Raw genomic sequence first — 23,762 nt, 5'->3', positions numbered from 1 at the left:
CCCAGAACATACGATATGGTATCAGCTTTTGCCTATTTTTTCATTATACAGTGAAAACTTCATCAATGGGAGTTTTGCACTTTCTGCCGCAGGTAAAATTCAGCATTCATTTTGCACCCTGCATTCGGCTTTCCAGAATAGGCTCAAATAAAGATAAGCAAATGAGGAATGATCATGTCAGTTTCTTTATTGCCTATTACGATTGTTCCGGTAAAGAAGTTTCAGGAAAATCAATTTCGCATTCAAATTAGCCATTCTCTCGTCCATTATTGGAATATTGATCTGCATATGCCACATTTGCTGCGGATCGGCAAGCACACCATTCAGATAACCATTGAAGGAGCAAACATTACGAAAGATGAAGTTATTGTCAGTGATCTGCTTTTTCAGGAATGCTGCTTGCCAATAGAAGAACTCCATTTCGTTGCCAGTTACTCCAGAAAGGACTTTACTATTACTGCCGGACCGATTATAGGGCTGATGACAGATTTCAATGATAGCGGCGAAGAGCCTGACTTCCGCTCTATTCATTCTTTTTGCGATGAATTGCATGAGGTTGTTTCGAATATGGGGGGATTTTTTTATGTGTTTCACTTTCAGGACTTCATTCAAGGCAGTCTGCAAGGGTACTGCCTGCAAAATGGAAAGTGGATAAAACGTCCGGTTCCTTTGCCGAGTGTAATCTATAACCGGATTCACTCCAGAATGCTTGAAGCAAGTTCCGCATTTCAATCATTTAAAAACAGCCTAATAAAATATAACATCCCTGTGTTTAATGACCGTTTTTTATCAAAAAAGGAAGTTCATAACCTTCTCTTTTCTGAGGATCATATGCAGCCTTATCTTCCTGATTCAGCCATAGCAGATGAACAAACCATCAAGGATATGCTGGCCAGACACAGATTAATATTCCTTAAGCCCATACACGGCAGCCAGGGCCGGAATATTATCAGACTGAGTTTATATGGCGAAGAAATCATGACAGAACTATCGACCGGAAAAGGCAGAGAGAATACACTCACTTTCAAAAATTATACCCGCTTTTCACATTGGTTCCAGCAATACCAAAAGAATACAATTTTCCTTACCCAGCAGGCCATCCCTCTGCAAACCTATAATAACAGGCAGCTTGATTTCCGTGTGCTCTGCCACAAAAATTTTCAGGATATCTGGAAAGCCACTTCTGCAGTTGCAAGGGTTTCAGCTGAGCAGCAATTTGTTTCAAACATTGCAAGAGGCGGGGAAATCATGAAACCTCTAAGAATTTTCTCGATGCTGTCTGATCAGAAAACAGCGGTTCAGCAGCTGGCATTATTGAAGGAGCTTGCACTTGAAACAGCAATGATTATCAGCCAGAAATGCGAAGGGCTTGTCGGAGAACTCGGAATTGATATTGGTTTAGATATAAATGGAAAACTATGGATCATCGAAGTGAATTCTAAGCCCTCCAAAAATTTCGAAGACAAAGAAAAAAGAGTAAGGCCCTCAGCCAAGGCACTGATGGAATATGCAACGGCTTTATCATTCATCCAAAGAGGAGGATTACAACATGCTTTCATTCGGAATCATGACATTGAATAAACGGAGTGAACAGTCATATTTTATGGAATTGGCCAAAAGAGCTAATGAATGTAATATTAACTGCTGCCGGTTTGTGCCTTCAGATATCAATCCTATTACAGAAAGAATTACAGGTGATTTCTTTAACCCTGCTTCAAGCGGATGGGAGCCAGCAGAATTTACAGTGCCCGAAATCCTTTATGACCGCTGTTTTTACGGAAATGATTCCCACTCAAAACAATGCATGTCCATCGTGAATTGGCTCAAGGCAAGAAATGACATCCAATTCCTTGGCTACGGCTTGCCTAATAAGCTTGAATTATATGAAATCCTGTCCTGCACAAACATTTCACCCTATTTGCTAAACACAACACCCTTTACTGGCGCCGACAGGTTCATAGGCAGCCTCCTGCCTGATCATCCCCTCATCTTAAAACCCGCAAGCGGCTCACAGGGGCACGGAATCTATTATATTGAGAAAACCGGCAAAAACATTCTTGTTAAAACAGATAAAAAGAATACTCAGGTTACCCACAGCTTTGAAAGCGCTGAAAAGGCAGCGAGCTGGCTTAATAGCCTGACCGCAAAACGGCAGTACCTCTTCCAGCCATATGTGAATCTATCGAACAAGGAAGAACAGCCCTTTGATATAAGAATTTTGCTTCAAAAGGACAGGAATGGCACCTGGAAGGAACTTGGCCGGGGCATTCGGACGGGCAGAAATGGCGGCATCGTCTCCAATTTAAGCACGGGCGGAATCAACATTTCTTTTGAGGACTGGATTACTGAATACCCATCTTCATTGAGGAGTTTTCTTTGCGATGAGCTTAATGACATTATCAATACACTTCCCGCTGCGCTTGAACGAAAGCTTCCTCCGCTATTTGAAATGGGAATCGATATAGGAGTGGAAAACAACGGCTCTATTTGGATTTTGGATATCAACTCAAAACCAGGCAGAAAAACCATCCTAAACAGCCAGCCTGAAAAGAAGGAAGAACTATATACTGCTCCCCTTCACTATGCCAAATTCCTGGCAGCCAATAAGGAATTGGAAAGGAGAACGAATCATGAGAAAACAATATCAAATTGAAATTTCCGATTCAGCCTCCAAAACAGTTTATATTCCGAATGAGCTTAACCTTCATACTCATTTGACGAAACTGGCCTTTGGCACACATTCTGCAGATGCCGCTTTCTTACTTCAGAAAACAAAGAAAAACTCCATCATCATAAGTAAAGGTTTGGCAGATGCACTGCATTTTCCTGACCTTAAGATTCCTCTGCATGCATTTGCCAATAAGGGGACACTGTACCTCGGCCCGCTCGTAGGAATCTTCACATCAGGATTCACCTCTTTTCCTTTGAGGCCAGTCGGGGATCGGACCCTATTTTTTGCCAAACTGCTTTCAGTCAAAAAAACGGTTGGAGCAATTCCGTATTTGTTCGGTGACCAGCATATCAACTGGGAACAAAGAACAATCAGGGGGCTTTTTTATCATGAGGAAGGATGGGAAACCTTTGAAGTGCCTTTTCCGAATGTGGTATACGATCGGCTTCCCAATCGAAAAAGCGAAAGAAGGATTGAACTTAAAGAAGTTCGTGACCGTCTGCAGAGAGACTATTTAATTCCCTGGTATAATCCTGGTTTCTTTAATAAATTGGATGTTTATGAAAGACTGCAGAACGATGATGATATTAATCACTATTTGCCGGAAACCCACCCTTTTTCTTCATTTTCTGTCATTGAAAGAATGCTGGCTGATTATGGCCATGTTTTCCTAAAACCGATTAATGGAAGCCTGGGCCTTGGTATTCATCAAATTATTTATGATAAAAAGGATGGTCATTATTATTGCCGATATAGAGTGCGGGATGACAACCGGCTGAGAAAGTTTAACAGCCTGGAAAATTTGATGGGGAATATTTTTGCAGGGCGGAGTTTAAGCCGAATGCTTGTTCAGCAGGGAATCCATTTGCTCCGTTATGAGCAGAGGACTATTGATTTCAGGATTCATACGAATAAAGATGAGAATGGGGAATGGAAAGTAACAGCTGCAGCTGCAAAAATGGCGGGACCTGGCAGTGTTACAACCCATGTTAAGAGCGGCGGCGAAATAAAAACCCTGGAAGAAGTGTTTGAATCGGATGCTGAAAAAGCAGCAGCAGTGGAAAAGCTGAGTGAGGCGGCACTAAAAATCAGCAAGGCCCTGGAACGAAGCATGGAAGGAATTATCGGTGAAATTGGCTTTGACTTTGGATTGGACCGAAATGGCCACGTGTGGCTTTTCGAAGCAAACTCCAAGCCTGGCAGATCTATATTTAAACACCCTCAGCTCCGTGAGTTCGATTTTCTTACCCGTAAGCTTTCGCTTTCATTTGCAGTCTTCCTTGCCGAAGCATCCATTATGAAACCTCAGGAAATGTACAGATGAAGATTTATTATGACTGGGCCAGCAGGAAGTGGTTCAGCAGCACCAGCTGTACCCTGGGAAGAGATCCGCAACCTTTAAGCACCATAAGTCCGCAGGCGGAACTAAATTCGATTCCCTTTTCATTGACAATGCAAAGCGATAATGCAGGACCGGTGATAGGCATTCTGACCGGAAAAGGAAAGGACCAGTCTATCGCCGGCAATGGCCCCTTATTTAAGGCACTGCAGAAAAACATACTTCAGCAAAATGGCGTTTCCTTTGTATTTACGGCAGAAGACCTGAAGGAGAATTCTGTGAACGGCTATATTTATTCTGTCCGGCAGGATAAGTGGATTGAGGCAAGATGCCCTCTTCCGCATCTTGTCTATAACAGGGTACCTTTCCGGAAAATTGAAAAAACAGAAGCCTTTCATAAAGCGAGCCGTTTTTTTAAGGAGCATAATATTCCATTTTTCAACCCGGGATTTCTGGACAAATTCGAAGTTTTCCAGCTATTAATGGACTATCCTCCCTTGCAGGAGTATATTCCTGAAACCATTCTTGTGTCTTGTCCAAAAGAACTTAAGGACTTTATCCGCAAATATAATAATGTATACTTAAAGCCAGCAAACGGTTCCAAAGGCAAAGGGATATACCATTTAAGCCAGCTGGGAAAAGGAATAAAAATGAAAGGTCTGCACGATTCATTCAGCTACGCAGATTATGATATTTTTTGGAACCAATGGGATATTCTCCTGGCAAATAAACCTTATTTGGCACAGAAAGCGATCAGCCCAGCCAGAATTGATGGCAAGCGATTTGATTTTAGAATTCTGGCTCACTTCAGCGAAGGCAATTATTCTGTAACAGGAATTGGCATCAGGCAGTCTAAGGAACAGGATATTACAACGCACATTCCAAATGGCGGGGTAATTATTCCTTATGAAAATGTCCGTACGAAAGAACATGATGAGTTTATTCATACTGCAGCAGCGGAGGCAGGAAAGCTCCTTGAAAAGACGAAAGGTTTTTATGGTGAATACTCTATTGATGCAGGGTTAACTGACCAGGGCACTTATGTGATTTATGAAATAAATTCCAAACCAATGAGTTTTGATGAAGTTTGGATAGAAGAAAAAAGAATTGATGAGCTGACCCGCTTATTTTTCTCGCTGGCGGGTTTCTAACAGACAAATAAAAATAGCCGTACACCCATAGCGTGCGGCTATTTTTATGCGATTTTTCACAAGTGCCACTCCAAAACCGCAAAAGGATTAATAAGTCGTTACAGGGCTTTTCGCTGTCTTCACTTTCTCTTTTTTTGAGGCACTTCCGGAGAATGATTTAAACTGGTCTTTAATCTTTTGGCGTGCCTCAGGGTTTCTCATTAAATAAGCTGCTCCAAGTGCCATGGCTGACATCATAAATTTATTGTTTCTTTTCATCATCTTTGCCTCCTTTTAATGTTAAAATGTTTCTACATCTATTCCATTCCCCTTATCATGAACATTAAACGGGATATTACAACATCTGGAGGAATCCTAATGCTGTCACACTTTCAGTTCAAACCTTTATATGAAAATAAACAATTGCCGGGATGGACATTTTCTTTTTATTTTAAAAAGCAAAAAATGACTGGCATCTATCATCCTGACGGAAAAATTGAATGGACATCCGGAGACCCTGCTGCCCAGGAGGAAGACTTAAAATCCCAGATACATGAGTTAATGTTATTTCATGTGTATGAATGAGAAAAAGTTGGAGGATTCATGCATGACCCTACAGCTCTTTTGGAAAAATAATCCCGCCAGGATATTTCATATAAAGGAGCGATTCAAACATGGATAAGAAACGCCAGGTTTCAGAGGACATGACCTATGAAGGCAGGGACAAAGCTTATATGGATATAGACAGAATTATAAACGAAGGTCTTTCTGGAGGCTCCGTTCATGGACGCGGTGATGATGTTAATATCGAACAGGCCAGGGAACTGCATAAGGAAGAACCTCCATATGAAGCAGAGTAATATGAAAAGCGGAAGGCATCTGAATCCAGGCGCCTTCCGCTTTTCTATTTATCTGCTTTTCACAATCATATTCACTGCTTCCTGGATTGCACTCTCCGCATTTTTGCCTTCGTCATTAGCTTCCCGAATGCATGTCTCCAGATTTTTAGCAACAATATATCCCATTGCACGGTCAACAGCAGAACGGACAGCAGATAATTGCGTTACAACATCCTTGCAGTGTTTTTCTTCTTCCATCATTCGGATAACACCCCGTACCTGCCCTTCCAGCCTCTTCAAGCGGTTTTTCATCTCCGGTGTATATTCCATGAGTCTCCCCCCTTACACTTTCAATTCACTTTATAGAAACATTCACAGATTAAGTTCATTTTTTCAATTAAATTATAACTGCTATAATATAAGAAACACAAAAATTTATCAAACTAAAGGGTAATGATATGTTAAAAAAATTACATGACCAATATCCGGGTTCTCTGCTTGAAAATAAAACACCTGATTTTAGCTTTAATGCTGATATGTACTGGCTTCATCATGAGGATTCTGGCCAATGGCTTGGCATCCCATCTCAAGAGGTAACTGCGGACAGTCTGATGATCTTAAAAACTTTATTTGAATTCCATGACTGTTCCATTCACCATTCCCCCGCTGCCCAAGCCTGGTTCCAATACCTATTTTCAAACGGGGAATTTCCACCATTAGCAAAAGATGTTCCGTATAGGCTTGTCCAATTTAAAATGTCTGAGGGCGAATGGATCCGCGAGGATATGGAGGCTGCTTTTAAAGGTTTTTTTGAAAGGGAAATAATGATCTTATGGAACGGGGCAGCTAGTGGAGTCATCATTGAGGAAGCTAACGACCCACTTGCCGATGAAGAATTCCTTGCGATCTCCAACGCTTTTGAAAGTGATTTTTTTGTAAAAACATCCTTTTATATCGGCATCCCGAATAGGCTAAAGGCACATTTGCGCAATTATTTTAAAGAAGAACAGCGTTTTTTTGAGCAAGCCTCTTCTCTTCTTCCCGCCGAAAGGGTGCTAAAATTTGAAACGCTATTTCCCTCCCTTGTCACCGGGAGTCTGGATGAGAATTTAAAAATGAGCCTGCTTTCACGCCTTGCTCTACTGGAAGAAGACCCAGAACTCCTGCACACCATAAAGATTTTTTTACAGAACAGCTCCAATGTTTCATTAACTGCAAAAAAATTGTATGTCCACCGCAATACTTTGCAATACAGGCTGGATAGGTTCACAGAGAAAACCGGCATTCAATTAAAAGATTTCAACAATGCGCTGACTGTTTATTTAGCTTGTTTGCTGGTTGAACAAAAATGATTTGAGCACATTGCATAAAAACGCTTTCAGCTTTTTTGTGCAGTTTGGCCATATGGGAAAACCAGAATATCCATTAAACTGTTATTAAATAAAGAATACTGGGAGGTTAACCTGATGGCAGAATTAAAACTCGATAATATTTATAAAATTTATGACAATAAAGTAACAGCAGTAGAAGACTTTAACCTTCATATAAAGGATAAAGAATTTATCGTATTTGTTGGTCCTTCCGGCTGCGGAAAATCCACAACTCTCCGTATGATTGCAGGTCTTGAGGAAATTTCAAAAGGCGACTTCTATATCGATGAAAAGCGTGTCAACGATGTCCCTCCAAAAGATCGTGATATTGCAATGGTTTTCCAGAACTATGCACTTTATCCGCATATGTCTGTGTACGATAACATGGCTTTCGGCCTTAAGCTTCGCAAATTTCCAAAAGACGAAATCGACCGCCGTGTAAAGGAAGCAGCTAAAATTCTTGGTCTGGAGCCTTATCTTGACCGTAAACCGAAAGCATTGTCAGGCGGTCAGCGACAGCGTGTAGCCTTGGGCCGTGCGATTGTCCGTGATGCAAAAGTATTCCTGATGGACGAACCTTTATCAAATCTTGATGCAAAGCTTCGTGTTCAAATGCGTGCAGAAATTGCCAAACTTCATCAGCGTCTTCAAACTACAACCATCTATGTAACCCATGACCAGACAGAGGCCATGACTATGGCTACCCGCCTGGTTGTTATGAAAGATGGAGTGATTCAGCAGGTAGGCGCACCGAAAGAAGTTTATGAGAAGCCTGAAAACGTATTTGTAGGCGGATTTATTGGTTCACCTGCCATGAACTTCTTCAACGGAAAGCTTGAAGACGGCAAATTTGTAATTGGCAAAACTCAGATTGCTGTCCCAGAGGGTAAAATGAAAGTTCTTCGTGAACAAGGGTATACAGGCAAAGACATCGTCCTTGGCATTCGCCCAGAAGACATTCACGATGAGCCAGTATTTATTGATGCTTCTGCGGGTTCAAAAATTAATGCCCGCATTGACGTTTCCGAACTGACTGGTGCTGAAACAATGATTTACTCAAGCATCGAGAGCCAGGATTTTGTTGCACGAGTGGATTCCCGCACAGATATTAAGCCTGGCCAAAACCTTGAGCTGGCTTTCGATATGAACAAAGCCCATTTCTTTGATGCAGACAATGAAAGAAGAATCCGTTCTGAAAAAGAATAATATTGATGCCCCGTCGATGACGGGGTTTTTTAATACTGTCCAGCTTCAGCGTTTCCCCCCTTGAAATTTCGGGGGCGGGCAAGGCTCTTCCTATTTTCTATTTCCATTCTACTCTTTGATAAACTTTACTGAATCCTGACCGCATGATGGACACTTTAGCAAATGCGGACATTCTTCCTTTTGAAAATCCCAGGGATAGCCATCTTCCATTTTCATCTGATCGATCGGCATATAGGCACTGTAATCATCGTAAAAATCCATTAATCTTCCACTGTCCTCCATACTGCTTCCACAGGAGCTGCATGTTGCTTCCAGTTTCTCAAACCCGTTGCAGACAGGGCATATGGCCATTTTCAATCCTCTCCCTTTCGTTAACTTAGGTGATATTTCATATGGTTTGTTTGTTTAAGCAGTGTTATGTAAAACTCCTAATCAGTAAGTCCCTTCAGGAAAAAATTCCCGTTTTCTCAAAAGAATAAACTCTTATAAATCAAACATAATAGAGAGTAAACACAGCGGCATCAAGCACCCGCACTAAAAAAACGATGGGTTACGCCAGGCAGTGGAGCAGGATAAAATCCTTGAGCTGGTGCAATTCCAGCTAACCCAACCAAAAAACCAACACTTATATTACGAGGAGGAAATCACATGAACAACCAATCATCTAGCAGAAGCAATTCCTCAAACCAATTACTAGTACCAGGAGTAGCACAGGCACTTGATCAAATGAAGTACGAAATCGCTACTGAATTTGGTGTAAACCTTGGAGCAGAAACAACTTCCCGCGCTAACGGATCTGTTGGCGGAGAAATCACAAAACGCCTTGTACAAATGGCTGAACAACAGCTTGGCGGCGGTTCTTTTTAATAAAGCAATATAACAATTGAATAAATATGGCTTGGCCCTCCTACTTGAAAGGAGGGCCATTTGTATTAAATCATTTTTTCGGGAACAACCCAATTCTCATATTGTTCTTCAGTAATATACCCTGTTTTTAATGCTGCTTCTTTCAAGGTTGTATTCTCCCTGAAAGCGAGTTTGGCTATTTCCGCTGCTTTTTCATAGCCTATATGCGGATTAAGTGCGGTTACAAGCATTAGTGACCTCTCAACATGGCCATTAATCACTTCTTTATTAGCTTCCAGTCCCATCATGCAATTTTCATTGAAAGAGGCCATGCCATCTGCAAGGATTCTGATGCTTTGAAGAAGATTATAGATAATAACAGGCTTGAACACATTCAATTCGAAATTTCCCTGACTGGCAGCGAATCCAATTGAGGCATCATTTCCAAAAACCTGGCAAACCACCATCGTAAGGGCTTCACTCTGTGTCGGATTTACTTTGCCTGGCATGATTGAACTGCCAGGTTCATTTGCAGGTATCGATAATTCCCCAATTCCGCTGCGTGGCCCGCTTGCGAGCCAGCGGACATCATTGGCAATTTTCATTAAATCTGCCGCAAGACCCTTCAATGTGCCATGAACATGAACAATTTCATTATGGCTGGTCAGGGCTTGAAATTTATTTTCAGATGATCGGAATGAATAGCCAGTAAGTCTGGATATTTCGTTTGCCATTTCAGATCCAAATGACTTATCTGCATTAATGCCAGTACCGACTGCAGTACCGCCAATTGCTAATTCAAGCAGATATTGCTTTGCATCCGTCAGCATTTTTACATTCTTTTCAAGCATGGCACGCCAGCCGCTGATCTCCTGGCCCAATGTAAGGGGAGTTGCATCCTGTAAATGGGTCCTGCCTATTTTCACGATTGTTTTAAAAGCCTCCTCTTTCAATTTGACCGTCTTTATTAATTCCTTCAATGATGGAAGCAGTTTCTTCTCCACCTCTGTATAGGCTGCGATATGCATTGCAGTCGGAAATGTATCATTCGAGCTTTGAGACATATTGACATCATCATTCGGATGAACTTTAATCTCTTGCAGTCCCTTCTCGGTCAGCAAGTCATTTGCCTTTTTAGCGACAACCTCATTTACATTCATATTTGTTTGTGTGCCACTCCCTGTCTGCCAGACAGCCAGAGGAAAATGACTGTCAAACTTATGATCAAGAACTTCATCACAAGCCCTTGTGATGGCATCCTTTTTATCATCAGACAGTTTCCCGAGTTTATTGTTGACTACTGCAGCTGAACGTTTTACCTTAGCAAAAGCATAAATCACTTCCATCGGCATTTTTTCAATACCTATTTTGAAATTATCCTTGCTCCGCTGCGTCTGGGCTCCCCAATATTTATCCGCAGGCACCTTCACTTCGCCAAGTGTATCCTTTTCAATTCTAAAATCAGCCAAATTTCATACCTCCTTAAATAATCACTATGATCCATATTTATTCTTTTCCCTTATTTTTAAAATTTAATGATAAAAAATGGAATAAAAAAACTGCCGGGCGCTAAAGCCGGCAGCTATGCTTTTACAATTGTATATCCTATGAAGTATCCAAGCACCATAATACTTGCAATCACCAAAGTAATAGAAAATTCCTCCATTTGATCTCCTCCAAATGTTTGATAATATCAAAATACCATGAAATGATTGAACAGAAATTCTTTGCCGGGTACTATTTTGTGTCCGAAAAGTGAAAATTAATTGAACAAAATGTTTATATCAATTGCGGGATAAAATGAAGAATCCGAGGATAAATTTAATTTTTTCGTGGATATACTCATCATATATCAATTTAAAAAAACCGAAAAAAGAAAGCGCCATCCGGCGCTTCCCTGCTATCCTGCAAGTGTTGATCCTTGCTGGAGCTGATACATTTTACAATATTTACCTTTTTGATCCATTAATTCATCATGGTTTCCTTTTTCAACTATTTTACCTCTATCCAGAACGAGGATTTGATCAGCATTTCGGATCGTCGACAGCCGATGGGCGATAATAAAAGTGGTTCTCCCTTTTTTCAGCACATCCATGGCTTCCTGGATAATCAATTCTGTCTCCGTATCGATACTTGATGTTGCTTCATCGAGGATCAGGATGGCCGGGTCAAAAGCTAGTGCGCGCGCAAAGGAAATAAGCTGCCTCTGCCCGCTGGAGAGCGTGCTTCCCTTCTCGATAACCGGCTCATCGAAGCCTTTTCCAAGATGCTGAAAAATCTTATCAGCTCCTACATCCTTCAGAGCTTTCTCCACTTTATCACGCGTTATTTCGGGGTCATCAAGACTGACATTGGAAGCAATGGTCCCTGTGAACAAAAAAGGATCCTGCAGGACGATGCCCATATGTTTGCGAAGTTCCTGCCTTGGAATTTGTTTTATATCCCTTCCGTCGACCATAATTTTGCCTTTCTGGCAATCATAAAAACGGAAGAGAAGATTCATGATTGAGCTTTTCCCTGATCCGGTATGGCCAACCAGCGCAACTGTCTCTCCGTGCTTTGCTTCAAAATTTAAATCCTTCAGGACATATTCCTTCTCTTTATAGCCAAAGTGTACATGATCGAATGTCACATCCCCTTTATAGCGGGATATTTTATTATCACTAATATCAATGCCCTTTTCATCAAGCAATTTGAAGACTCTTTCACCTGCAACAAGAGCCTGCTCCAGATTGGCCAACTGATTAACAATACCCTGCACCGGCTGAAACAGTCGGTTAATGTAGTCTACAAATGCATAAAGCATCCCGAGTGAAATGACAGATGATGCATTTAGCGATTCTCCACCGAAATACCAGATAAAGGAAACAAAGACCACGTTTCTCAGTACCCCCACTAAATTATGTGAGGTCAGTGAATTCAGGCTCAAAAGTTTATTCTGGAAGGTAAAATGCTCTGTATTCAGCTTTTCAAAATCCTTTTGTGTATCTTTTTCGCGGCCAAACGCCTGGATGATGTTCATTCCCTGAATCGATTCGTTCACCATGCCATTGATATCACTCACCCTGGAACGGATTACATGATTGTATTTCGATGCATACTTACGGTACACAATCGCCCATACATATAAAATCGGGAGGAGGATTAAACAGATTGCAGCAAGCTTGGCATCTAAAATAAATAAAGCGATATAAATACCTGAAATATATATGGCACTTGTAAAAAAGGTTGCCAGTACTGTCACATAAAGCTCACGTATGGCTTCTGTATCATTAGTTATACGGGCAACCACTTTGCCTGCCGGCAGATTGTCAAAGTAACTGATTGGCAGTCTTTGAATCTGCCCGAAGACATCCTCTCTCATATGCTGAATGATCCTATTTGCCGACTTCTGCAGATAAAACCGCTGGCCGTACTGAAAAAATGCAGCGATAACCAGCAATCCAAAGTAAAAGGCCAAAAGCTTTACGATCTTAGGAATCTCAGGTGAATAAAAAAGCATCAATTCTTCACCAGTCAATTCCTTACCAGCATATGTTTCAGTCTTGCCGCTTTTTTCAATAATCAGTTTGCCATCTTTAAAGGTTCGCTCTCCATCAAAAGCAATGTCACCGCTGATAAAAATGAATTGGCTTCCAGCCTGCAGGATGCGGGCATGATCTATTTTCTGCTCATCCTGATCAAGGTTTTGCTCTTTTTGGTAGAAATGTCCATCATATTTAACAGCATTTTCTCCGCCTTCTGTCTGATACCAAACAGATTCAATCCCAAGGATATGGTCATCGATCATTTTCTTAGCTATGAATGGACCCGCCAGATCTGCTGCTACAGCTATCGTAAGCATCAGCAGTGCGGCAATAATTGTTTTTTTATAATGAAGTGCATACCGAATTAAACGTTTCCCCGTGGTCATGAAAGCACCTCCTCTTCCTCAGAGACTTGAATTTGCTGCCTCAAAAACTGTTCCTTGTACCACCCATCTGCAGCCATTAAGTCTTCATGAGTGCCTTCTTCAGCGATTCTGCCTTCATCAAGGACAATAATATGCTCGGCGTGTTGGACAGCCGACATCCTGTGTGTTGTAATAATTGTCGTTTTACCCTTGCGCTCAGTCCGAATATTATCAATGATCTTTTTTTCCGTTTTTGCATCAACGGCTGAAAGTGAGTCATCAAGTATCAGAATTTCCGGATCCTTCACTAGTGCACGTGCAATGGAAATCCGCTGTTTTTGACCTCCTGATAAGGCCACACCCTTTTCACCGACAAGAGTTTCAAGCCCTTCAGGCAGCAGTTCAAGGTCTTTGCGAAAAGCTGCCAAATCAATTGCTTTTTGCATATCTTCTTCAGTCGCTTCCTCTTTTCCAAAAAGGATGTTTTCCCGGACAGTTCTGGAGAAAAGAACATGATCCTGTGGAACATAACCGATCCATCCCCTCGTTCTTTCAAGCTCCTGTTCTTCAATCGGAACATCTGCAATTGCAAGCTTCCCGGTGCCTGATGGATATTCTCTTAATAGCTGCTTTATAAAAGTGGTCTTCCCGCTTCCTGTTTTTCCTACAATCCCCAGCGTTTCCCCGCGTTCGATATGCAGCTTAATCCCTTGGAGGTTGGCTGTTTTTGAGGAAGGATATTGGAAATGAACATCATTAAAGGTAACACTTGCAGGGGTTTCAACGATAGACGGGTTTTCAGGATTCTTAATATCCTGCTTAGCGGACAATGTTTCCTGTACCCGATCGAGGGACGCATTTCCCCTTTGCATAACATTAATTAATTCTCCGATAGCAAACATCGGCCAAATCAGCATGCCCAAATACACATTAAATGACACGAGCTGGCCCAGAGTGATCGCTTGATGGAAAACAAGATAAGCACCGTATCCCAGTCCTATAAGATAGCTTAAACCCACAATCACTTTTATGGTTGGCTCAAAAAGTGAATCAATTTTGGCCACTTCAATGTTTTTGTTATAAACATCTTCAGTGAGTTCATGGAACCGCTGCTGATCTGCTCTTTCCTGCACATAAGCCCGCACCACCCGAACTCCTGAAACGGATTCAAGAACCCGGTCATTGAGTTCTCCGAAGGCATCCTGAGCGCTCATAAATCGTGTATGAATTTTCTTCCCGTAAATTTTTATCAGATAAGCCATGATAGGCAGTGGCAATATTGCTGCAAAAGTTAGTTTCCAGCTAACCAGAAATCCCATTGTAAATAATATCGTCAGCATAAATACGCTGGAATCCACCAGTGTCAATATTCCGAATCCGGCAGTAACCGAAATAGCCTTTAAATCGTTTGTAGCCCTGGCCATTAAATCACCGGTGCGGTTTTTCTCAAAAAATGTTGGGGTCATTTTCAACAGGTGTCCCATAAACTGTGAACGCAGTTTCCTTTCTACCAAAAATGCCCCTCCGAAGAGCTGATACATCCAGATATAAGTTATTGCATAGGACACGATTGTAATGATTGCCAATAAGCCAAGGTATTCCATTATTTTAGCACTGCTCATTTTACCCAGATGGATATCATCAATTGCCATTCCTACAAGCCTTGGAGGCATTACATCAAAGATTCCGACAATGATCAGCAGAGTAATGGCAAGTGTGTACCTTTTCCAGTTTTCTTTAAAAAACCAGCTTAATTTTCCTAAAATCAAGAACAACGCTCTCTCTCCTTTCCCGCATGAAGCTCAAGTTTTAATCACGAGCCTTCATACATAAACATCAGCAATCCATAACTAGCCTCCATCCAGATCCTCAGGCAGTATTGTCTTTCTTTTCACTCTTAGTGCATTCATAAAATTATCCTCCTTTTTTCGTAATTGCTGCCGAAACAGCCGCTTATAAAAGCGTAAATATATGGAAACAGGCTATGCCTGCAATTCCTATTTCAGCTTTAATCGGACAAAAAAAGACATACCGCGGCATGCGATATGTCTAAATTAGACAAAAGAGCCCACGTCACAATATGTAACCCGGGCTCCTTCAAAATAAAATGTACAGGCAGATCCTGTTTACATTTTTATATGCTTTAAAGGAGAGGTTACAGATTTCCTTTTTTGAGTTGTTTTTTGATGATGATGAACTAAGATCATTTTGTAACCCTCCTTTTCATTTTTTTCCATATTGGTAAGATTATCACCGCTTACAACAAAAGTCAATCCGCTTTTTTCCTATTCTTAAAAATTTTCTGTCATCAGCTCATCTAAAAAAGGATCCTCTGGGATCCTTTATGAAGCCAATCTTCTTTTTTGCCTCCTGATGAAATCGATGGTTATCTGGTTAAAGGCATCAGGTTTATCAATGTTGCATACATGTCCTGCACCTGTAATGACTTTAACTGTAGCTGTTTTTGCCTTCTGGGCAATGATCTTTACAGACTTAATAAACAGATGGTCTTCCTGCCCCATGATAAAAAGGGTAGGAATGTGGGAAATGGTTGACTGGATCTTTCCAAGGTATGGATTGACTGACTTTGTTAAGGACAGCCAGTTGATGAATTCTTTTTGGCACATTTTTGCCGCCTGTCTTACAAAGGCATGTCTTGATTCAAGATGATTTCTTTTTGGCATGATGATCCAGGCAAAAAGCTGATAAAGAAGCATATATGGCAGCATATACTTAGTCAAATTGGCAATGGCTATCAAAAATCTTGTACGACAGTTCAATTCTGTAATGGCTCCGCCCAAAATCATGGAAGCCACTCTTTCCGGGTGATCCTGTGCAATTGTCTGAATCACTATTGTCCCCAGTGAGATTCCTACAAAGTGGGACTCGGTGATATGGAGATGATCGAGCACCTCAACGATTTCATGAGATACTTCTGAAAAATGATCCCCTTCTTCCCAGGTGCCTCTTCCAGATTGACCATGTCCGCGCAAATCTACCAGCAAAACATTGAAATGCTTCTTGTACTCTTTCATTTGTTTATACCAAATTGCAGAGCTGCCTCCTGCACCATGAACAAAAGTAACCCATGGCAATGATTCATCTTTCACATACGTACGGTAATATAGCATATAAACTCCAATCCACATTCATGTGTCATTTTCATTGTGTTGTTTTATAAAGAAGTTTCACTCTATTGTAAAGGATTTCAGCGTAAATTGCTTTTAAAATCACAAAAAATTCACTAGTTTCTTTTCAAGTATTTTCTGCCAAATATCCTCCTGCAAATCTTTCCCTATTAATCACATTGAAAAACCTGTCATATCTATCAAAACACAAAAAAACCAGCTATTCATCAGCTGGTTTCTTTCCTGTTATTCTTCAATAATAGCTGCGGTTCCGTATGCAATAATCTCTGCGGCATTCTGCATAACAGCTGAAGTCTGCAGCCGCATTCCAATAATTGCATTGGCCCCTTTTGCCTTTGCATCTTCAACCATTCTGCCTATGGCCTTCTGTCTTGCTTCATCCATCATTTCAGTATATTCGCCAATTTCTCCGCCTACAATTGTTTTCAACCCTGCTAGAATATCTTTTCCTATATGTTTTGTCTGTACTGTACTTCCTCTTACAAAACCTTTAATTTCTTTAATCTCTTTCCCAGGTACCACATCAGTAGTCACGATAATCATTTTTTTCTTCCTCCTCTTTTTCTTTTTTTCTCTCAGCTAACAGCACAATAAATATCGCAAAAATCATTAAAGCATATAAGATATAAAACATAATCGCTGCCTTAATATTGATGAATAGCATGGCGATTCCAAGCAGCTGGCCTCCTGTGGCTGTAAGCAGCAGCATCTGTTTTAACTTTTTCATCCTTCCATCCCTCAATTATTCTTTTTTCTGCCAAATTTTTCTGACGAAAATCAAGTAAAACAGCGTCGGCATTGGTGCCTGAATTAAACCAATAATTCCCCATAGCCAATAATTGTGGCCGTGCTTTCTAGCATCCAGGAATAGGAAGGTACTCTGTGCAATTAAGATGATCCCCACAGCAATCAGCAAAGGGAGGGAAATTTCTTCGCTGCTCATGTGCCATTCACCTGCTTAACAATGCTGACTGTACTATAAGCCATAATAAAAACAGTAACAATTCCCTGCAGAATAAAAAAAGCAGCTGGAACCTGATACAGCATGAATAATACAGAAGTTACAATGAAGAGTGCTGCAACAGTGAAGATAGCTAAGTCCTTGATCAATTCCCTTTTCATCGACTGTTTTTGCTCTGCAACTAAGTGTTCAAAAAATTGCAGATCAGGTGTATAAACCGGGACATTTTCTTCCAGCGATTCCAATCCGTCTTCTATCTTCTTTACAGCAGCCAGAAAATTCTCATCTAGATGATCTTGTTCGAGCTGCAGTACTTTCCTGTTCGCCATGAAGCTTCAACTCCTCTCTTACAGACATGATTCCATTGTGCACTCTTGACTTGACAGTGCCTGAAGATATCTTCATCATTTCTCCTATTTCCTCATATGAGTAGCCATAATAATGTTTAAGAACGATAGGTATCCTTATCCCGTCTTTTAATTTTCCCAAAGCCGATAAGGCATCATTCCATTCTTCATTTCGGCTTTCAAGATGCCATTTCATTCGTCTGGATACTTCTTCCTCTGCTTTCCAGTTCCTCTCTCTTTTCGATTTTCGCTTCTGATCAATATACAAATTCGTGGCAATGGAAATCAGCCAGGAAGAAAATTTCGATTTGCCATTGAACAGGCCGATTTTTTCAACACATTTGGCCATTGTTTCCTGGGCAAGCTCTTCAGCTGCATCAGGATTCATAGTAATTTTAATTAAGTATTTAACCAGAAAGGGATAGTTATTTTTAAAAAGCATGGCAAAAGCGAGCTGATCTCCTCGTTTAGCGCTTATTAAAAGGTCTTTCTCCTCCATCAGCTTCTTTCCTCTCTTCACTATCATCCCATTGTTAACTATTTATTTCACTCATAAGACGCTCAAGAGATGAAAACGTTCATATTTATTTTTAAATTTTTTTCATACATAAAAAGCCCCTATATTAGGGACTTTTAGTCTTTTATTACATTATACTGCACCAGTTTGTTCCAAAGAATGTGCTTCACTGCTTTTTTCTGACTTTTTCGTCAATCTTGGAAGGACAAGGCTGTAAAAAACACCAACAAGTGCTAAACAGCCGCCTACCATCCAATAAAGCATTTCTACTTTGAGGAGTCCAGGAAAGCTGACAGCAATAAATCCGAGTGTTAAGGATTGGGAAAGCATCATCAGCGGGCTTATCCATCCCTGTACCCTTCCCATCATCTTCGGATCAACAATGCTAGGCATCCAGCCGCCAATGGCAATGTTCACTAAAGGAAGTCCAAATGCTGCAGCAAATAATAAAGAAAGGAAAATGAACGTGTTTTCTGCAAAAGAGGCAGCAATGATGAAACTTCCGGATAACAATAATCCGGCAATGATCAGCTGATATAGTTTGAATTTTTGAGTAAGCAAAGAGGCAGCAAAGCTGCCAATCAGAACGCCAATCCCAAAGGTTATTCCAAGCAGGACTGAATATTCCTCATAGGCGTGCGGCTCCAGCTTATATTTCAGCATAAAAATTGGCATTATGGAAAACCCGCCGTTTACCACTCCGAAAACGAAGAAACCAACAAGCAAGGAAGATAATAACTTGTGCTTTAGAATATATTTCATTCCAAGATTAAAGTCCCTGAGGACAATCGAGATATTTAAGTCTTTAAGATTATGGCCGCCATTCGGCAGGCGGACTTCTTCGGGTATACGGCAGGATCTTATTAATAATGCACTAATGATAAAGGTAAGGGCATCAGTCATAATGGCGCCGTATACTCCCACTGTCCAGTATACAAAAATGCCAAGGCCATTTCCGAACAGCATAAAAAGACTCATCACAACCTGGTTTAGACCCGCTGCAGTGGTATAATCTTCGCTTTGCAATATTCCTTGAATCATTGCATGCTCAGCGGGAAAGAAGAATTTCTGGATTGCACTCCTCAGGAACAATACTGTAAATACCAGCGGCATCCAGCCTATGATAACAATCAGCAAAAGTACAATTGATAATAATGAGCTGATCCAGTCACAATAATAAGCAATTTTCTGGCGATCCATCCTATCGGCAAACACTCCAACAAAAAAAAACACCGCCAGAGTCGGAACAGAGAACATCAATTCAGTTAATGTAGCATAAAAAGGCTGATCCGAGAAACGGTCAAGCAAATAAAACATGAATGCAGTTAAACCAATCGTGCTGCCCATCTGAGAAGTAAAGTTAGCGAAAAACAATTTAACATAGTTGGCATTTTGAAAGATTTCTTTGAATTTTTTCATCCCTTTTACCTCAGTTTCCCGGTTTATATCACCAGTTTAAATAGTGACAAACGATTGATTAAGCGGCTCCTGATGGTTTTTATCTCCTTCTCGAGACTGAAAGTGCCTCAATCCCGATATATTTAACGACTTAAAAAAGGTAATTATTCACACTTTGATTCACGATGGTTTACGGTTCAGATTACATGGGTAAATCTCTAGTACAACCACATCATTAATCGATCAATATATAAAATACTTTTTGAAAGGGAGATTTATAAAATGAAAGAAATTATTTCTACCAATGTTTTAGTCCAAAATAGGTTCACAATGAAGAAAATGCTTGAAATTTATCAAGGAGCAAAACAATTTGAAGGCACTACATACCTCTACAGCAAACACAAAGCTGTGGATGCCTCAAACCTGTCTAAATTAGTGTCTTTCCTATTAACAGTGAAGCCGCAGACGACCCTAAAGATCATTGTTGAAGGAAATGAAGTTCAGAAGCATCTGGAAGACATCAAAGAAATGTGCAGCAACCATGTTTCAGTGCTGCGCATGTCAGAAAAACGCTTAATCAATTCCGCTGAAACTTTTCAGCTATAAATGACCATTTTATTGCAAAGTGATTGGAGTGAAGATAGATGATACGTACAATTTTTATGGTAGTTGGAGCGATTGTGGTAATTGGCGCGATAATCAGCTGGTTATTCTAAATAATTTCTATAAAAAAAGGCCGAATGGCCTTTTTTTATTTATATGCAATGGCAATTGGCTGATAAAAACCAGATTCTTCAGGGTGAAGCCATTTTACCTGCCGGAAACCAGCTTCCAGCAGCAGCTGCTTTAGGTCCTCCCTTTTATAGGCCCTATACTGGGAATTTCTTTCCGACACATCCCAGGTTCCGTCTTTTTCCGCCATTGTGAAATGCCGCAAATCATATACGTCAGAATTTTGATGCCAATCCCACAGCTGAAAGGTTATGGTATTTTTCCTTCTTGCAGGCAAGGTAGACGAAGGCCTTTCTTTATGTATTGCATCGTAATTTCTGGTAGAAAAAAGAAAAATGCCTTCCTGGCTGAGGGAACAGTATACCTCCTTAAGTGCCTCTAGGCAATCCTTATCGGTAATGAGGTGCGGCAAGGCGTTATCCATAGAGATGATTGCTTCAAAAGAATCGCTGCTTACAGATGACAATGCCCTCATATCTGCCTGAAAAAATTGGATGTTCAGGTGTCTCAGTTCCGCTTCCCTTATTGCCCTTTCGATAGACTTTCCGCTAATGTCAGACGCTGTTATTTTATATCCTTTTTTAGCTAGTCCTAAAGCCTGGGTTCCAATGCCGCAGGAACAATCCAAAATAGATGAGGATTTTTTTATGCCCTCTGCCGTTAATAAATTATCCAGCACCTCTCCCTGTCTGGCAATGGAACAATCCCAGTCCTCAAAAATCAAGTGATAATCTCCTGCTAATTCATCATAAAATTTTTCTGCCATGACGGCCCACCTCCTAAAAAAAGAGTACAGATTTTCACTGTACTCCTTACGTGTATATTGTTAATCATCCTCTTTTTCTTTATCTTTCTTTTTATCTTTTTCCTTCTCTTTCTCTTTGCCTTTTTCCTTCCCTTTATTCCATTTATCTTTCCATTTTTCCTTTTCTTTTTCAATTTTTTCTTTTATCTTCGCTGTTTCTTTTCTAATGTTTTCCTCCCATGCTTTTCTTTGCTGCTCCCTTTGCCTCTGTTCCATCAGGCCAGCAATTTGAGGGACATTAAATGATTCTGCTTCCTGGTTTTTCAGGGCTTCTCCCATGATTTCGCGGAATATTGGAGCCGTGCCTTCACTGCTGGAGGTTGTAAGATAGTTTTTTGCATCTGTCTTATCGTGGCCAACCCACACAGCACCTACCAGCTGTGGTGTATAGCCGACAAACCATTGGTCTTTAACGCCATCTATGCCTTCAATGGTCATTTGTGTACTTCCTGTCTTCCCGGCAACTTCTCTGCCGGGTATTTGGGCAGCCTTCCCTGTACCATGCTGAACTACCCCAAGAAGCATGGTTGTCACTTTATCTGCAACATCCTTTGATATGACTCTTGTGTTTTCACCTTTCCATTCTGCAACTGTCTCCCCATCTTTATCAACTATTTTTGTAATGGAGTGGGCTTCCGGCCTTTCACCGCCATTTGCAAACACAGCATATGCTTGAGCCATAGTTAGAGGAGAAACACCTTCATTTGTACCCCCAAGGGCGAGTGCCAGATTTTGATTGATGGCAGCTTCAGGTATGCCAAATCTCTTCGCGGCATCCACTCCTTTTTCCACGCCAATCTCATCCAAAAGCCATACAGCAGGAACATTCAAAGAATCCTTGACTGCTTCATACATCGGCACATTTCCCCGGAACTGGCCATTATAGTTATTTGGCTCATAATCTTTGCCAAATGTCATTCTCTCATCCTTAAGTTCATCCGTAATTTCCCAACCCGATTCCAGTGCCGCTGTGTACGGTACAATCGGCTTCATTGTTGATCCAGGCTGGCCAACTTTGTGAACAGCACGGTTATGGCCCAGAAGGGTATGTTCGCCTCTTCCCCCTGCAAGGGCACGGATTCCGCCATTCTGGGGATCCAGAAGTATCGCTCCGCTTTGCACCGGCTGATCTCCCGTACCTTTAGGGAATAATTGATCATTTTTATACGTTTCTTCTACACTGCCCTGCATATCCTGATCAAGCTCTGTGTAAATTTGATAACCGTTACTAAGAAGATCATCAAGGGAAATATTATACTTATTTATAGCTTCTTCAAGAACAACATCAACATAGTAAGGGTATTTCCCTTTAAGAGGATCTCCCCCGCCGTCTTCAAAAACAAGCTTTTCATTTTTAGCTTTTTCCCATTCTTTTTCTGAAATAAAGCTGTATTCCTTCATGCGATCAAGCACGAGGTTTCTTCTTTCAATTGCTTTCTCTTTATTTTGGTAAGGATTGATCGCTGAAGGGGCTTTAACCAGCCCAGCAAGCAGTGCTGCTTCGCTAATTGAAAGATCCTCCACATCCTTTGCATAGTATTTCATCGCTGCACGCTTTATGCCCCAGGCACCTTCTCCAAAATAAACCTGGTTTAAATACATCTGAAGAATTTCGTCTTTGCTGTATTCTTTTTCTATCTCAAGCGCAAGGAAAAATTCTTCCAGCTTCCTTTTATATGTTTTCTCTGCAGACAATAAGGCGTTTTTAGTCAGCTGCTGGGTAAGCGTACTGCCCCCCTCAACAATTCCGCCTGCCTTCAGATTTGTATAAAAGGCTCTGCCTATACCTTTTAAATCAATTCCTCCATGATCATAAAAACGGTGGTCTTCAATAGCAATAACCGCATTCTTCATATGATCAGGAATTTGATCAATTGAAATGCCTTCATTTTTATTTGCCGAGATCTTGCTGGCTACTTCCCCATCAGCGTCATAAATGACTGTAGATTGTGCCAGCCCTGCTTCAAGTGCACTTATATCCGCATCCTTGTATGAAAAATAAACGAAGCTTAAGAAAGCCAAGACTAATGTAGATGCAAGCAATATGGATACCTGTGTCAGGTGCAGCTTTTTCCAAGTTGACTGAAACTTTTTAATAACTGAAGTTCTCTTTCTCATATTTCCTCCAATACCTCTTGCTGAAATATCATTTTGCTGGTTTAACGGCAGCCTCTAGACTATACCGATATCAGCATACCTGCAAAGAATATGTTTTCATATAGTATTTTGTTCCCAGCTAAAAACTATAATTCTCCCAGACATATACATGTACCCAAAAACTCAAATTATTTATCATCTTTTGTACATTTAATTTTTAGTCTTTATGACCCGGAATTTACTTTCCAGATTAAAAGGTGACAAAACTCCCAATGCGGCATCAATGAAAAAAAGCAATCGTTGACCGAATGCTTTTTGATAAGATGGAATTTTTGCAGACGCTTGGAACTCGGGTGCTTCATAGCATTCCATATGAGCTTGCCTCATTTTTATTAATACTAGAATCTACGAAGCAATATCGTTTTTTGTGGGGGTATGCACAAATTTTTCAGGAACCCTTTGA

Annotated in this window: 25 protein-coding genes; 10 read left to right on the top strand and 15 right to left on the bottom strand. The window is 40.8% G+C overall.

From position 1 onward, the window contains the following. Positions 1 to 174: 174 nt before the first annotated feature. The 4 genes from JI665_RS00630 to JI665_RS00615 are packed head-to-tail and all read left to right on the top strand — an operon-like array spanning position 175 to position 5,161. Positions 175 to 1,581: a YheC/YheD family protein gene (locus JI665_RS00630; RefSeq protein ID WP_206834990.1), complete on the top strand. Its 1,407-nt coding sequence runs from the start codon at positions 175 to 177 to the stop codon at positions 1,579 to 1,581. After that, entirely contained in the window at positions 1,550 to 2,653 is a 1,104-nt protein-coding gene (locus JI665_RS00625) for a YheC/YheD family protein (RefSeq protein ID WP_206834987.1), read from the top strand. Before JI665_RS00630 ends, JI665_RS00625 begins: the two co-directional genes overlap by 32 nt. Then, entirely contained in the window at positions 2,631 to 3,995 is a 1,365-nt protein-coding gene (locus tag JI665_RS00620) for a YheC/YheD family protein (protein WP_206834985.1), read from the top strand. The genes JI665_RS00625 and JI665_RS00620 overlap by 23 nt, the downstream gene beginning before the upstream one ends. Beyond that, complete coding sequence (locus JI665_RS00615; RefSeq protein WP_206834982.1) at positions 3,992 to 5,161, top strand: YheC/YheD family protein; 1,170 nt, start codon at positions 3,992 to 3,994, stop codon at positions 5,159 to 5,161. The genes JI665_RS00620 and JI665_RS00615 overlap by 4 nt, the downstream gene beginning before the upstream one ends. A gap of 87 nt (positions 5,162 to 5,248) precedes the next feature. Here JI665_RS00615 and JI665_RS00610 read toward each other — a convergent pair whose 3' ends face one another. Further along, the gene (locus JI665_RS00610; RefSeq protein WP_206834979.1) at positions 5,249 to 5,422 is read right to left on the bottom strand and encodes a hypothetical protein; all 174 of its coding nucleotides are present in this window, start codon (positions 5,420 to 5,422) and stop codon (positions 5,249 to 5,251) included. Positions 5,423 to 5,518: 96 nt separating this feature from the next. On the opposite strand from JI665_RS00610, the gene JI665_RS00605 reads away from it, so the two are divergent. Both JI665_RS00605 and JI665_RS00600 read left to right on the top strand, forming a co-directional pair. Next, the gene (locus JI665_RS00605; protein ID WP_206834975.1) at positions 5,519 to 5,725 is read left to right on the top strand and encodes a YheE family protein; all 207 of its coding nucleotides are present in this window, start codon (positions 5,519 to 5,521) and stop codon (positions 5,723 to 5,725) included. Between the two features lie 89 nt (positions 5,726 to 5,814). Continuing rightward, positions 5,815 to 6,000, top strand: coding sequence for a hypothetical protein (locus JI665_RS00600; protein ID WP_206834972.1), 186 nt, complete (start codon positions 5,815 to 5,817; stop codon positions 5,998 to 6,000). A gap of 48 nt (positions 6,001 to 6,048) precedes the next feature. Here JI665_RS00600 and JI665_RS00595 read toward each other — a convergent pair whose 3' ends face one another. Then, the gene (locus JI665_RS00595) at positions 6,049 to 6,309 is read right to left on the bottom strand and encodes a metal-sensitive transcriptional regulator (RefSeq protein WP_206834969.1); all 261 of its coding nucleotides are present in this window, start codon (positions 6,307 to 6,309) and stop codon (positions 6,049 to 6,051) included. 128 nt (positions 6,310 to 6,437) lie between these two features. Between JI665_RS00595 and JI665_RS00590 the strand changes: the two genes are divergently transcribed. Next, positions 6,438 to 7,331, top strand: a complete 894-nt coding sequence (locus JI665_RS00590; protein ID WP_206834965.1) for a PucR family transcriptional regulator — start codon at positions 6,438 to 6,440, stop codon at positions 7,329 to 7,331. A 114-nt stretch (positions 7,332 to 7,445) separates the two neighbouring features. Further along, on the top strand, positions 7,446 to 8,555 hold the full coding sequence (locus tag JI665_RS00585) for an ABC transporter ATP-binding protein (RefSeq protein ID WP_206834962.1): 1,110 nt from the start codon (positions 7,446 to 7,448) through the stop codon (positions 8,553 to 8,555). Between the two features lie 108 nt (positions 8,556 to 8,663). On the opposite strand, the gene JI665_RS00580 is transcribed toward JI665_RS00585, so the two are convergent. Next, a complete protein-coding gene (locus JI665_RS00580; RefSeq protein WP_206834959.1) occupies positions 8,664 to 8,906 on the bottom strand; it encodes a hypothetical protein in 243 nt (80 codons plus the stop codon). A 297-nt stretch (positions 8,907 to 9,203) separates the two neighbouring features. On the opposite strand from JI665_RS00580, the gene JI665_RS00575 reads away from it, so the two are divergent. Continuing rightward, positions 9,204 to 9,422 carry an alpha/beta-type small acid-soluble spore protein gene (locus JI665_RS00575; RefSeq protein ID WP_035326833.1) on the top strand — a complete coding sequence of 73 codons (219 nt, stop codon included), beginning with the start codon at positions 9,204 to 9,206 and terminating at the stop codon, positions 9,420 to 9,422. A 65-nt stretch (positions 9,423 to 9,487) separates the two neighbouring features. Here the strand turns inward: JI665_RS00575 and fumC are convergent, their stop codons facing one another. The 10 genes from fumC to JI665_RS00525 all read right to left on the bottom strand — a co-directional run bounded on the left by fumC (position 9,488) and on the right by JI665_RS00525 (position 19,686). Further along, positions 9,488 to 10,870 carry a class II fumarate hydratase gene (fumC, locus tag JI665_RS00570; RefSeq protein WP_206834956.1) on the bottom strand — a complete coding sequence of 461 codons (1,383 nt, stop codon included), beginning with the start codon at positions 10,868 to 10,870 and terminating at the stop codon, positions 9,488 to 9,490. Positions 10,871 to 11,301: 431 nt separating this feature from the next. Beyond that, positions 11,302 to 13,314, bottom strand: a complete 2,013-nt coding sequence (locus JI665_RS00565) for an ABC transporter ATP-binding protein (RefSeq protein ID WP_206834953.1) — start codon at positions 13,312 to 13,314, stop codon at positions 11,302 to 11,304. Beyond that, positions 13,311 to 15,068 (bottom strand): ABC transporter ATP-binding protein, encoded by a 1,758-nt coding sequence (locus tag JI665_RS00560; protein ID WP_206834950.1) that lies wholly within the window; start codon positions 15,066 to 15,068, stop codon positions 13,311 to 13,313. The genes JI665_RS00565 and JI665_RS00560 overlap by 4 nt, the downstream gene beginning before the upstream one ends. A 567-nt stretch (positions 15,069 to 15,635) precedes the next feature. Further along, positions 15,636 to 16,424: an alpha/beta fold hydrolase gene (locus JI665_RS00555; RefSeq protein ID WP_206834947.1), complete on the bottom strand. Its 789-nt coding sequence runs from the start codon at positions 16,422 to 16,424 to the stop codon at positions 15,636 to 15,638. Positions 16,425 to 16,667: 243 nt separating this feature from the next. Further along, a complete protein-coding gene (locus tag JI665_RS00550; RefSeq protein WP_206834944.1) occupies positions 16,668 to 16,985 on the bottom strand; it encodes a YbjQ family protein in 318 nt (105 codons plus the stop codon). Further along, positions 16,966 to 17,169: a hypothetical protein gene (locus JI665_RS00545; RefSeq protein WP_206834941.1), complete on the bottom strand. Its 204-nt coding sequence runs from the start codon at positions 17,167 to 17,169 to the stop codon at positions 16,966 to 16,968. The genes JI665_RS00550 and JI665_RS00545 overlap by 20 nt, the downstream gene beginning before the upstream one ends. 15 nt (positions 17,170 to 17,184) lie before the next feature. Then, positions 17,185 to 17,385: a sigma-Y antisigma factor component gene (locus tag JI665_RS00540; RefSeq protein ID WP_206834940.1), complete on the bottom strand. Its 201-nt coding sequence runs from the start codon at positions 17,383 to 17,385 to the stop codon at positions 17,185 to 17,187. Further along, positions 17,382 to 17,732 carry a YxlC family protein gene (locus JI665_RS00535; RefSeq protein WP_206834937.1) on the bottom strand — a complete coding sequence of 117 codons (351 nt, stop codon included), beginning with the start codon at positions 17,730 to 17,732 and terminating at the stop codon, positions 17,382 to 17,384. The genes JI665_RS00540 and JI665_RS00535 overlap by 4 nt, the downstream gene beginning before the upstream one ends. Beyond that, positions 17,686 to 18,249 (bottom strand): RNA polymerase sigma factor SigY, encoded by a 564-nt coding sequence (gene sigY, locus JI665_RS00530; RefSeq protein ID WP_244671063.1) that lies wholly within the window; start codon positions 18,247 to 18,249, stop codon positions 17,686 to 17,688. Before sigY ends, JI665_RS00535 begins: the two co-directional genes overlap by 47 nt. Positions 18,250 to 18,399: 150 nt before the next feature. After that, positions 18,400 to 19,686, bottom strand: coding sequence for an MFS transporter (locus JI665_RS00525; RefSeq protein WP_206834932.1), 1,287 nt, complete (start codon positions 19,684 to 19,686; stop codon positions 18,400 to 18,402). Between the two features lie 261 nt (positions 19,687 to 19,947). On the opposite strand from JI665_RS00525, the gene JI665_RS00520 reads away from it, so the two are divergent. Beyond that, on the top strand, positions 19,948 to 20,271 hold the full coding sequence (locus JI665_RS00520; RefSeq protein WP_206834930.1) for an HPr family phosphocarrier protein: 324 nt from the start codon (positions 19,948 to 19,950) through the stop codon (positions 20,269 to 20,271). A gap of 145 nt (positions 20,272 to 20,416) precedes the next feature. On the opposite strand, the gene JI665_RS00515 is transcribed toward JI665_RS00520, so the two are convergent. Both JI665_RS00515 and JI665_RS00510 read right to left on the bottom strand, forming a co-directional pair. Continuing rightward, positions 20,417 to 21,163, bottom strand: coding sequence for a class I SAM-dependent methyltransferase (locus JI665_RS00515; RefSeq protein ID WP_206834928.1), 747 nt, complete (start codon positions 21,161 to 21,163; stop codon positions 20,417 to 20,419). A 60-nt stretch (positions 21,164 to 21,223) separates the two neighbouring features. Further along, positions 21,224 to 23,320, bottom strand: coding sequence for a transglycosylase domain-containing protein (locus JI665_RS00510; RefSeq protein ID WP_206834924.1), 2,097 nt, complete (start codon positions 23,318 to 23,320; stop codon positions 21,224 to 21,226). Positions 23,321 to 23,762 lie beyond the last annotated feature (442 nt).

It is taken from the genome of Bacillus sp. NTK034 (genome assembly GCF_017303275.1).
Taxonomy (GTDB): Bacteria; Bacillota; Bacilli; order Bacillales; family Cytobacillaceae; genus Cytobacillus.
The sequence above is the reverse complement of the archived record's forward strand: the minus strand, read 5'-3'. Positions and strand labels throughout refer to the sequence as shown.

Coding starts and splice junctions, on each gene's coding strand:
- JI665_RS00595 (WP_206834969.1), bottom strand. CDS start 6,309: ATGGAATATACACCGGAGATGAAAAACCGCTTGAAGAGGCTGGAAGGG.
- JI665_RS00590 (WP_206834965.1), top strand. CDS start 6,438: ATGTTAAAAAAATTACATGACCAATATCCGGGTTCTCTGCTTGAAAAT.
- JI665_RS00545 (WP_206834941.1), bottom strand. CDS start 17,169: ATGAAAAAGTTAAAACAGATGCTGCTGCTTACAGCCACAGGAGGCCAG.
- JI665_RS00515 (WP_206834928.1), bottom strand. CDS start 21,163: ATGGCAGAAAAATTTTATGATGAATTAGCAGGAGATTATCACTTGATT.
- JI665_RS00575 (WP_035326833.1), top strand. CDS start 9,204: ATGAACAACCAATCATCTAGCAGAAGCAATTCCTCAAACCAATTACTA.
- JI665_RS00620 (WP_206834985.1), top strand. CDS start 2,631: ATGAGAAAACAATATCAAATTGAAATTTCCGATTCAGCCTCCAAAACA.
- JI665_RS00610 (WP_206834979.1), bottom strand. CDS start 5,422: ATGATGAAAAGAAACAATAAATTTATGATGTCAGCCATGGCACTTGGA.
- JI665_RS00510 (WP_206834924.1), bottom strand. CDS start 23,320: ATGAGAAAGAGAACTTCAGTTATTAAAAAGTTTCAGTCAACTTGGAAA.
- JI665_RS00615 (WP_206834982.1), top strand. CDS start 3,992: ATGAAGATTTATTATGACTGGGCCAGCAGGAAGTGGTTCAGCAGCACC.
- JI665_RS00585 (WP_206834962.1), top strand. CDS start 7,446: ATGGCAGAATTAAAACTCGATAATATTTATAAAATTTATGACAATAAA.
- JI665_RS00565 (WP_206834953.1), bottom strand. CDS start 13,314: ATGACCACGGGGAAACGTTTAATTCGGTATGCACTTCATTATAAAAAA.
- JI665_RS00625 (WP_206834987.1), top strand. CDS start 1,550: ATGCTTTCATTCGGAATCATGACATTGAATAAACGGAGTGAACAGTCA.
- JI665_RS00520 (WP_206834930.1), top strand. CDS start 19,948: ATGAAAGAAATTATTTCTACCAATGTTTTAGTCCAAAATAGGTTCACA.
- JI665_RS00535 (WP_206834937.1), bottom strand. CDS start 17,732: ATGGCGAACAGGAAAGTACTGCAGCTCGAACAAGATCATCTAGATGAG.
- JI665_RS00600 (WP_206834972.1), top strand. CDS start 5,815: ATGGATAAGAAACGCCAGGTTTCAGAGGACATGACCTATGAAGGCAGG.
- sigY (WP_244671063.1), bottom strand. CDS start 18,249: ATGGAGGAGAAAGACCTTTTAATAAGCGCTAAACGAGGAGATCAGCTC.
- JI665_RS00540 (WP_206834940.1), bottom strand. CDS start 17,385: ATGAGCAGCGAAGAAATTTCCCTCCCTTTGCTGATTGCTGTGGGGATC.
- JI665_RS00555 (WP_206834947.1), bottom strand. CDS start 16,424: ATGCTATATTACCGTACGTATGTGAAAGATGAATCATTGCCATGGGTT.
- JI665_RS00630 (WP_206834990.1), top strand. CDS start 175: ATGTCAGTTTCTTTATTGCCTATTACGATTGTTCCGGTAAAGAAGTTT.
- JI665_RS00605 (WP_206834975.1), top strand. CDS start 5,519: ATGCTGTCACACTTTCAGTTCAAACCTTTATATGAAAATAAACAATTG.
- JI665_RS00525 (WP_206834932.1), bottom strand. CDS start 19,686: ATGAAAAAATTCAAAGAAATCTTTCAAAATGCCAACTATGTTAAATTG.
- JI665_RS00550 (WP_206834944.1), bottom strand. CDS start 16,985: ATGATTATCGTGACTACTGATGTGGTACCTGGGAAAGAGATTAAAGAA.
- JI665_RS00580 (WP_206834959.1), bottom strand. CDS start 8,906: ATGGCCATATGCCCTGTCTGCAACGGGTTTGAGAAACTGGAAGCAACA.